The 9707-nt window shown below is 63.1% G+C and carries 7 protein-coding genes; 5 read left to right on the top strand and 2 right to left on the bottom strand.

From position 1 onward, the window contains the following. Window positions 1–373 (bottom strand): polysaccharide biosynthesis/export family protein (locus E7813_RS14325; protein ID WP_291574983.1); only part of this gene is annotated, 373 nt, incomplete at its 3' end. A gap of 254 nt (window positions 374–627) precedes the next feature. Next, entirely contained in the window at window positions 628–945 is a 318-nt protein-coding gene (locus E7813_RS14320) for a hypothetical protein (protein ID WP_291574981.1), read from the bottom strand. A 359-nt stretch (window positions 946–1304) separates the two neighbouring features. Between E7813_RS14320 and rpsT the strand changes: the two genes are divergently transcribed. The 5 genes from rpsT to gyrB all read left to right on the top strand — a co-directional run bounded on the left by rpsT (window position 1305) and on the right by gyrB (window position 9691). After that, entirely contained in the window at window positions 1305–1571 is a 267-nt protein-coding gene (gene rpsT / locus E7813_RS14315; protein ID WP_291574979.1) for a 30S ribosomal protein S20, read from the top strand. A gap of 1229 nt (window positions 1572–2800) precedes the next feature. Beyond that, a complete protein-coding gene (dnaA, locus tag E7813_RS14310) occupies window positions 2801–4231 on the top strand; it encodes a chromosomal replication initiator protein DnaA (RefSeq protein WP_291574977.1) in 1431 nt (476 codons plus the stop codon). Between the two features lie 304 nt (window positions 4232–4535). Beyond that, a complete protein-coding gene (gene dnaN, locus E7813_RS14305) occupies window positions 4536–5654 on the top strand; it encodes a DNA polymerase III subunit beta (protein ID WP_291574975.1) in 1119 nt (372 codons plus the stop codon). A 204-nt stretch (window positions 5655–5858) separates the two neighbouring features. After that, window positions 5859–7001, top strand: a complete 1143-nt coding sequence (gene recF / locus E7813_RS14300; protein WP_291574973.1) for a DNA replication/repair protein RecF — start codon at window positions 5859–5861, stop codon at window positions 6999–7001. 248 nt (window positions 7002–7249) lie between these two features. Next, window positions 7250–9691, top strand: coding sequence for a DNA topoisomerase (ATP-hydrolyzing) subunit B (gene gyrB / locus E7813_RS14295; protein ID WP_291574972.1), 2442 nt, complete (start codon window positions 7250–7252; stop codon window positions 9689–9691). The last annotated feature ends 16 nt before the right edge of the window (window positions 9692–9707 follow it).

The raw sequence follows: 9707 nt of genomic DNA, 5'->3' as shown, positions 1-9707 counted from the left end.
GCCCGCGCGCCGGCACCGCGCCGATCAGGGGCATGGTGATGGAGCCGCCGGCATCGATCGCATAGGTGTTGGTGAGGCCTTCCTGGCCAAAGACCACGATCCGCAACTTGTCGCCGGCATCGAGCCGATAGGCTGTGTCGTACGCGACTGGGACAGGCGCTGCCGCATAGGCAACCGGGACTGGCGCGTAAGCCTGCGGCGGCGCCGAGGCAAAACTGGCGCCAAGTGCCGCGAGGGCGCCGCCACCGGAATCGGCAACTGCGGCCGGATAATACGGCGGGCCATACGCCATATCATCGAGATTGCCCTGCGGCTGCGCCACCGCGACCGGACCTGACGTGTGCATGCAGCCCGACAGAGCGAGCGCGGTCATGGCGGCAATGATCGGCAATCGAAACGCGCGAGCAACCCGCACCGGAGCCTTCCCTCATAGCGAGACAGCTCCAGTCTTGCACCGGTTATGGTTAACAAATCGTTTTGGAAGCCGAAGTGGAAACCCGGGGCATGGCCGGTGCGGCCCGAACAGACCTCCTCATGGGTCGGGTTCGCGGTGGCGGCAGTGTTGGCTTCAATACAGGCCTTTAGGCCGAACGCCGCAGCCCGGTTACGGCGGCCAATCCCCGGGGATCAGTCCCGCGAATAACCGATCAGCGGCTTGCGGGGCCGGAACAGCAGCATCAGCAAAATCCCCACGATCCCCAGCACGGCAAAAACCGGCTGGTCCAGCAGAATCTTGATGACGCTGTTCCAAAGCCAGGGTGCGTGACCCTCCACCCAGGTCCGGAAGGCCTGCTGGCTGGATTGATGGATGTCGTTCCAGAATTGACCGAACCGGGTGAACCGCAAGGTCTGGTCGGCGACCCAGCGCGCCCCGTCATAGACCATGAAAATGAATCCGCAGGCCAGCAGCAGCAGCCCCACCAGTCGGAAAAAACCGCGGATCATGCGTCACCCTATATATGTCGCGCCCGGAATGCCGTCAGCCATTACCGGGCCTTACCGGGAAATTCAACCTCATCAGCGCCTTATCGGCGTTTTCCAGGCGCGCTTGCCGGCGGCGAGGAACCCGGAAGGCGTTGACGCTGCAAAGCGCCCCCTTTATAAGACCGGCAATGGCGGCGGGCGCAATCCTGCCGCCGCTGTTCTTTGAGCGGCGCCGTGCTGTGGGCATCTCAGCTCCGAAAATGGCATTCTCTCGCAGAACGTCCCGAACAACACACCAGCGTCGATCACGCGGTTGAACGGCCGGCGCGCATAAGCCCGACCACCCGCTACCGATTTACCGCCGAAGGATATTTGAGAACATGGCCAATACGACTTCTGCCAAGAAGGCTACGCGCAAGATTGCCCGCCGTACCATCATCAATAAGTCGCGCCGCACCCAGATGCGCGGTTCGGTCCGCATTGTCGAAGAAGCGATCAAGAGCGGCGACCGCGACGCGGCGTTGAAGGCGATGGCGCGCGCGGAGCCCGAACTCATGCAAGCAGCGCAGCGCAACATCATTCACAAGAACAATGCGAGCCGAAAGGTCTCCCGGCTCGCTCATCAGATTGCCAAGCTGGCGAAATGAACTGATTGAAAAAGATATTCGTCAAAAAGCCCGGCAGTGCCGGGCTTTCATTTTCAAGCGCATGTTGCTCCACGACCGGTTGCGTTAGACAATTCTTCTCCGGCGTATCTTTACCTGGTGCAATTCTGTCGCACCTGAAACTCCGGCTGCAGAAATTCCTGCGCGGCCGAGACGGCGTCGACGCTCTCCATTGAACAACCCCTCGCTGAAATCGCAATCGGCTGGTCGCGCCGCACTTTGGCCCTCGCGTCGCCTGGGTTGAGGGTTACCCTGTTCCGATGCGCAAAAAAATGTGCGTTTGCGTAGTCACTTATCGGCATAGCGCGGCTCGGTTGTTCAAAAATGGCAGGGCGCCGCATCCGAAGATAACCAATTTATGAAAATGTTTTGGACTGTGGCTTAAAATATGACGCCGGTCCGACATGGCGAATCTGCAGGCATTTTCAGAACCTTGCCGCTGGGCCGGAAAGGCGCGGCCTGATTTGGCGCGCGCCGCACCGATTGGCGGCGGCATCGGTCGAATGATTTACGTTGCGGGAAATAAGGCGTGCTTGTATTTCTTAATACGTCGCGACGCCCACGGCTCTTCAGACCAGCGCGGTTTAAGGACTGGGGCGGACGTGCAAATCGGCGGCGGTGTGCACGTTAGCGGCGCTTTCCAGCGATGCTTAGGTTGTAACTCATAGCAATATGAGGATGGTCGTTCTGTGTCGAAATTTCTCAAGCGTGGCATTGTCGCCCCGCTGGCTTTGAACAAGAGAGATACGCACCGACGAACCACAACCGCAGCGCCGGAGGTGCAGGGAATGACGGGTTGAGAACGGGCTAAGGTAAACGGCAAGCGATCCTGAAAAGTTTGGCGGTCAGGCGTCGCAGCTGAATTGGAACACATCTGGGATGACAACTTGCCGCGAGCAATCACGGTGAGTGGGGGAGGTAGCATGCTTTACAGAACCACCGTGGTATTCGATCAAACGCCATTTTCAGCTGATACGGCATTAAACGCCGCCTGGGCGCGGCCCCCTACGCGAATTCCGGACCGGCCGTCGAGTACGCGCTGACCTCGCGAACGCTTCCCCTTCCAGCCTGACCATCGCTGCCCGCGGCATTTCGCCGAACGGCTGGTCTATGGCCGGAGACGAAGGCTCGCTTGAGGTCGCGTCGCGCGGACAACCCCCGCGCGGCGGCTTCGCCGACAGAATTTACTCCATCAGAAAAGTCGTCAGGCAATGACAAATACGGAACAGGATCGCTGGTCACGCGTGAAAGGTAGGTTGCGTTCGAGCGTGGGAGAAGACGTCTATACGAGCTGGTTCGCGCGAATGGACCTGGAAAGCGTGCAGCCGGAGAGCGTCCATCTTTCGGTGCCGACGCGATTTCTCAAGAGCTGGATCCAGGCGCATTATGCCGAGCGCGTGCTGACCTGCTGGCAGGCCGAGATGCCGGAAGTGCACCGGATCGACCTCACCGTGCGTAGCGCGATGCGATGCGCGGCACCTGCCAAGGAAGTCGCCGTGCCCGGCGACCAGCGCCGCAACGATCGTCATGACGGCCGCCCGGCGCCCGAGTTGCGCGCCACGGCGATCGCGCCGGTCTCGGCCAGCCACGACGCCCTCGGCGGTTCGCCGCTCGATCCGCGCCTGACCTTCGGAAGTTTTGTGATCGGCCGCTCCAACACGCTGGCCCACGCCGCGGCGCGCCAGGTTGCCGAAGGACGGCGCGGCGACAGCGTGATGTTCAATCCGCTGTACATTCACGCCGGCGTCGGGCTCGGCAAAACTCACCTGTTGCAGGCGGTGACATGGGCCGGCAATTCCGGCAGCGAACGCAAGGTGCTTTATCTCACCGCCGAAAAATTCATGTACGGCTTTGTCGCCGCACTCAAAACGCAGACCGCGCTGGCCTTCAAGGAAGCGTTGCGCGGCATCGACGTGCTTGTGATCGACGACCTGCAATTCCTGCAGGGTAAATCGACCCAGGCCGAATTCTGTCACACCCTGAATGCGCTGATCGACGCCGGCCGGCAGGTGGTGATCGCAGCCGATCGTCCGCCTTCCGACCTGGAGAGTCTCGACGACCGCGTCCGCTCGCGTCTCGCCGGCGGCCTGGTGGTCGAGATGGGATCGCTCGGCGAGGAGTTGCGGCTCGGAATCCTCAAATCTCGCGTGGCAGCGGCCCGCGCGCATCATGCAAGCTTCGATGTGCCGGCGCCGGTGCTGGATTATCTCGCCCGCACCATCACCCATAACGGCCGCGATCTCGAAGGCGCCATCAATCGCCTTTTGGCGCACAGCAAACTCAACGCGCAGCCGGTCACCCTGGAAATGGCCGAGCGCGAGGTGCGCGACCTGATCCGTCCGCAGGAACCCAAGCGGATCAAGATCGAGGACATTCAACGGGTGGTAGCCCGGCAATATAATGTGAGCCGCTCCGACCTGTTGTCCTCGCGCCGCACCGCCAATGTGGTTCGCCCGCGGCAGGTCGCGATGTATCTGGCCAAGACGCTGACCTTGCGTTCGCTGCCCGAAATCGGCCGCCGGTTCGGCGGGCGCGACCACACCACGGTGCTGCACGCCGTGCGCAAGATCGAGGCGCTGGTCGCCAAGGACGTGGCGTTGTCCGAAGAGGTCGAATCGCTGAAGCGCCAGTTGCAGGAGTGAACGCTCCGTTCCGAAGCGGCGCGGTTTCGGACTGGTCGACCCGCGGACGCCGGAACCCATATTCCCGCGTGCTTTCGTCACGGCTGATAGCCCCGGCATTTGCCGGGGCTATCAGCGGGTTTCCCTGCAAAACGTGGGGGACGGCCTCACGCATCTCTTGCGCTTGTTGGCCATCCGCGCCACCTTGGGCTCCCCCCAAAGGGCTTGATCCAGTCCAGCTTCGATCAGGCTTTTCGGGTTTCAGACGCCGCGGCGCGCCCTTGGCCGCCCGGCTTTTCCATCTTACGATCAGGCGGGTATTGCAATGAAGGTCACCGTCGAACGCGCGCAACTCCTGAAATCGCTGGGCCATGTGCATCGCGTGGTCGAGCGCCGCAATACCATTCCGATTCTCGGCAATGTGCTGATCCGCGCCGAAGGCGCCCGGCTGTCGCTGAAGGCCACCGACCTTGACCTTGAAGTGACGGAAACGCTGGCGGCGGAAGCCGGAACCGGCGGCTCCACCACCGTGCCGGCGCACATGTTTTACGACATCGTGCGCAAGTTGCCCGACGGCGCCCAGATCGTGCTGGAAGGCGACGGCGACCGCTCGATGCTGGCGATCCGCGCCGGCCGGTCGCGTTTCACGTTGCAGACGCTGCCCGAAAGCGATTTCCCCGATCTCGCCGCCGGCGACATGACGCATTCGTTCACGCTGGCCGCGGCCGACATGAAACGGTTGATCGACCGTACCCAATTTGCGATATCGACCGAGGAGACCCGCTACTACCTCAACGGCATCTATCTGCACACCGCCGGCAGCGCCAAGGCGGCGACGTTGCGCGCGGTCGCGACCGACGGTCATCGTCTGGCGCAGGTCGATCTTGCCTTGCCCAAGGGCGCCTCAGGCATGCCCGGCGTGATCGTGCCGCGCAAAACCGTCGGCGAAGTGCAGCGGTTGATCGAGGACAACGAGGCGGAGGTCGGAATCGAACTGTCGCAGGGCAAGATTCGCTTCACCATCGGCAATGTCGTGCTGACCTCGAAATTGATCGACGGCACGTTTCCCGATTACGGCCGCGTCATTCCGCAGAACAACGACAAGGAGCTGGTTGTCGACAAGAAGGATTTCGAGGCCGCGGTGGATCGCGTCTCGACGATTTCGAGCGAGCGCGGCCGCGCCGTCAAACTGTCGCTGTCCGCCGGCAAGCTGGTGCTGTCGGTAACCAATCCGGATTCCGGCAGCGCGACCGAAGAGCTCGAGGTCGAATACGCCTCCGACGCGCTCGATATCGGATTCAATTCGCGCTATCTGCTCGATATCGCAGCCCAGATCGAGGGCGAGGTCGCAGTGCTGAAACTGGCCGACCCGGGCTCGCCGACGCTGGTGCAGGACAAGGATTCCAAGGGCGCGCTCTACGTGCTGATGCCGATGCGGGTGTGACGACCGTCATTGCCAGCGAAAAACGCGACGCCCGGCCAACAGTTGCGGTCGTCATACCCGCGAAAGCGGGTATCCAGTAATCGCCGGTGCGAATGAAATCTTGGACAGCACAGCGTACTGGATCATCCGCCTTCGCGGATGATGACGTCAGAAGTTGCGGCCACTCTTTCCGGCGCGTTCGCAAGCCCGGCAATGACGCGTAGCATGACCCCCTCCCGCATCCACCGGCTGACACTGACCCACTTCCGCAACTACCGCGCGGCGAGCCTGGAGGCGCGCGGCAACATGGTGGTGCTGGTCGGCCCGAATGGCGCCGGCAAGACCAACTGCATCGAGGCGATCTCGTTTCTGTCGCCGGGACGCGGCCTGCGCCGCGCCACGCTTGAGGATGTCGCCGACAATCAGGGCGACGGCTCCTGGGCGGTATCCGCCGAGGTCGAGGGCGCGCTCGGTCTTGCGACGCTGGGCACCGGCATCGACGCGCGGCCCGCCGACGGGGAATCCGCCACCAGCCGGCGCTGCCGGATCGACCGCGAGCCGGTGACGTCGGCGGCGGCATTCGGCGATCACCTGCGCATGGTGTGGCTGACGCCGGCGATGGACGGACTGTTCATGGGCGCGGCATCGGAGCGGCGGCGGTTTTTCGACCGCCTGGTGCTCGCCATCGACAGCGAGCATTCGAGCCGGGTATCGGCGCTCGACCGGTCGCTGCGATCGCGCAACCGACTGCTCGAGGTGCGCAATTACGACGACCATTGGTGCGATGCGATCGAGCGCGAAACCGCCGAACTCGCCGTCGCGGTAGCCGCGATGCGCGGCCAGACCGCGATACGGCTAGCGGCGACGCTGCGCGCGCGCGGCCAGGCCTCGGTCTTTCCGTCCGCGCTGATCATGCTCGACGGCTGGATGGAAAACGCGCTGATCAGCGAACCCGCCACGGCGATCGAGGATCGCTACCGCGAGATCCTGCGTGTCAACCGCGCCCGCGACGCCGCGGCAGGCCGCACCCTCGACGGTCCGCATCTCACCGATCTTCAGGTGATCTACGCGCCGAAGAACATGCCGGCCCGCGATGCCTCCACCGGCGAGCAGAAGGCGCTTTTGATCGGGCTGGTGCTGGCGCACGCCGGTCTGGTCGCGGAGATGACCGGCATCACCCCGCTCCTGCTGCTCGACGAGGTGGTGGCGCATCTCGACCCCGACCGGCGCGTGGCGCTGTTCAATGAACTGGCAAAGCTCGGCGCCCAGGTCTGGATGACCGGCGCCGACCCTGCGGCTTTCACCGACGTCGGCGCCACAGGCGAAATTTTCGACGTCGATTCCGGTCGTATCGCCCGCCGCGGCTGACGGCGCCGACAGCTTCCGGCAGCCCAGAAAACCGGATTTTCAAGGGCGGGAATCAACGCCCGAATCAGGCTTTTGCAGGCCTTCCGAATCGGCTTCGGCATACCTTGAAAAACCATCAAAAAATCCCATTTATTCAACAGCTTGTTGATAGAGACTTTGCGCTAGGCGCGTTGCGCCTTTCATGGCACAAATAACCAATCAGCGCCTGATTTTGCGCCGCTGATTCGGGACATCCTCGAAGGCCTCACATGACAGAACCTGCCCGGCAATCGATCGCCGATACTGAGCATTCCATTCCTATCGAATACGGCGCGGAATCGATCCGGGTTTTGAAAGGCCTCGATGCCGTGCGCAAGCGGCCGGGCATGTATATCGGCGACACCGATGACGGTTCCGGCCTGCATCACATGGTCTATGAGGTCGTCGACAACTCCATCGACGAAGCGCTGGCCGGCCACGCCACCTCGGTAGAGGTCGTGCTCAACGCCGACGGTTCGGTCACCGTACGCGACGACGGCCGCGGCATTCCGGTCGACATTCACAAGGGCGAAGGCATTTCCGCGGCCGAGGTCATCATGACCCAACTGCATGCCGGCGGAAAATTCGACCAGAATTCCTACAAGGTGTCCGGCGGGCTGCACGGCGTCGGCGTCTCCGTCGTCAACGCGCTGTCAAGCAAGCTGCAATTGCGGGTCTGGCGCGACGGCAAGGAGCACTACATCGAATTCGCCCATGGCGACGCGGTGGCGCCGCTCAAGGTGGTGGGCGACGCCAATGGCAAGCGCGGCACCGAGGTGACGTTCACCGCCTCCACCGAAACCTTCACCAACATCGAATATGATTTTGCGACGCTGGAACATCGCCTGCGCGAGCTCGCCTTCCTGAATTCCGGCGTCAACATCGTGCTCTCCGACATGCGCCACGCGGTCGAGAAGCGCGAGGAGATGCGTTATAACGGCGGTGTCGAGGAGTTCGTGAAATATCTCGACCGCAACAAGAAGCCGATGGTGCCTGCCCCGATCATGATCAATGCCGAGCTGAACGGGATCGGCGTCGAGGCCGCGCTGTGGTGGAACGACAGCTATCATGAGAATGTGCTGTGCTTCACCAACAACATTCCGCAGCGCGACGGCGGCACCCATCTGGCCGGCTTCCGCGGCGCACTGACGCGTCAGGTCAATGGCTATGCCGACGCCATCGCCAAACGGGAAAAGATCGCGCTGACCGGCGACGATTGCCGCGAGGGCCTCACTGCGGTGCTCTCGGTAAAAGTCCCCGACCCGAAATTCTCCTCGCAGACCAAGGACAAGCTGGTTTCCTCGGAAGTCCGTCCGGTGGTCGAGAACGTCCTCAACGAAGCCCTGGCGGCATGGTTCGAGGAACACCCCGCCGAGGCCAAAATCATTGTCAGCAAGGTGGTGGAGGCCGCGGCCGCCCGCGAGGCTGCGCGAAAAGCGCGCGAGCTGACGCGGCGCAAGGGTGCGCTCGACGTGGCCTCGCTGCCAGGCAAGCTCGCCCCGTGCCAGGAAAAGGATCCCGCCAAATCAGAGATGTTCATCGTCGAGGGCGATAGCGCCGGCGGCAGCGCCAAGATGGGCCGCAACCGCGAATTCCAGGCGGTGCTGCCGCTGCGCGGCAAGATCCTCAATGTCGAGCGCGCGCGCTTCGACAAGATGCTGGGTTCCGAGCAGATCGGCACGCTGATCACGGCGCTCGGCACCGGCATCGGCCGCGACGACTTCGACCTCTCCAAGCTGCGCTATCACAAGATCATCCTGATGACCGACGCCGACGTTGACGGCGCCCATATCCGCACGCTGCTGCTGACGTTCTTCTTCCGCCAGATGCCGTCGCTGATCGAAGGCGGTTACCTCTATATCGCGCAGCCGCCGCTCTACAAGGTGACCCGCGGCAAGTCCGAGCAATACCTCAAGGACGAGCGAGCGCTGGAAGACTACCTGATCTCCACAGGCCTCGACGACTGCGTCTTCAAGCAGGCGTCGGGCGAGGAGCGCAGCGGCCGCGATTTGCTGGCGCTGGTGGAAGATGCCCGGATCATCCGCGGCACCCTGCACAAGCTGCACAGCCGCTACAATCGCAAGGTGATCGAACAGGCCGCGATCGCAGGCGTCATGAATCCGCGGATCACCGGCGACATCGAGACCGCCAACGCCGCTGCCGGCTACATCGCGCGACGGCTCGATGCGCTGGCCGATGAGGTCGAGCGCGGCTGGACCGGGCGCTTCACCGAAGGCGAAGGTTTCCTGTTCGAACGCACCGTGCGCGGCGTCAAGGATGTCGCCGTGATCGACGACGCGCTGCTCGGCTCCGCCGACGCCCGCAAGCTCGACGATTTCGCCGCCGCCCTGCAGGAAGCCTATCCAAAGCCGGGCCTGTTGCGCCGGAAGGATGCCGAAACCACCATCCATGGCCCGGTCAGCCTGTTCGAGGCGGTGACCGACGCCGGCCGCAAGGGCGTCGTGCTGCAGCGCTACAAAGGCCTCGGCGAAATGAACCCGGAACAGCTCTGGGAGACCACGCTGGACACCAACGCGCGTTCGCTGCTGCAGGTAAAGGTCAAGGAGGTCGACGAGGCCGACGACATCTTCACCAAGCTGATGGGCGACGTGGTCGAGCCGCGCCGCGAATTCATCCAGGATAATTCGCTCAGCGCCAATGTCGACGTGTGAGAACGGGGCCGGCCGG

The sequence above is a fragment of the Bradyrhizobium sp. genome (genome assembly GCF_004799405.1).
Classification (GTDB): Bacteria; Pseudomonadota; Alphaproteobacteria; order Rhizobiales; family Xanthobacteraceae; genus Bradyrhizobium.
This window is presented reverse-complemented; position numbering and strand designations above follow the sequence as displayed.

Bases quoted from the DNA above. Each gene is read 5' to 3' on its own strand.
- E7813_RS14320 (WP_291574981.1), bottom strand. From the start codon at position 945: ATGATCCGCGGTTTTTTCCGACTGGTGGGGCTGCTGCTGCTGGCCTGC.
- rpsT (WP_291574979.1), top strand. From the start codon at position 1,305: ATGGCCAATACGACTTCTGCCAAGAAGGCTACGCGCAAGATTGCCCGC.
- dnaA (WP_291574977.1), top strand. From the start codon at position 2,801: ATGACAAATACGGAACAGGATCGCTGGTCACGCGTGAAAGGTAGGTTG.
- dnaN (WP_291574975.1), top strand. From the start codon at position 4,536: ATGAAGGTCACCGTCGAACGCGCGCAACTCCTGAAATCGCTGGGCCAT.
- recF (WP_291574973.1), top strand. From the start codon at position 5,859: ATGACCCCCTCCCGCATCCACCGGCTGACACTGACCCACTTCCGCAAC.
- gyrB (WP_291574972.1), top strand. From the start codon at position 7,250: ATGACAGAACCTGCCCGGCAATCGATCGCCGATACTGAGCATTCCATT.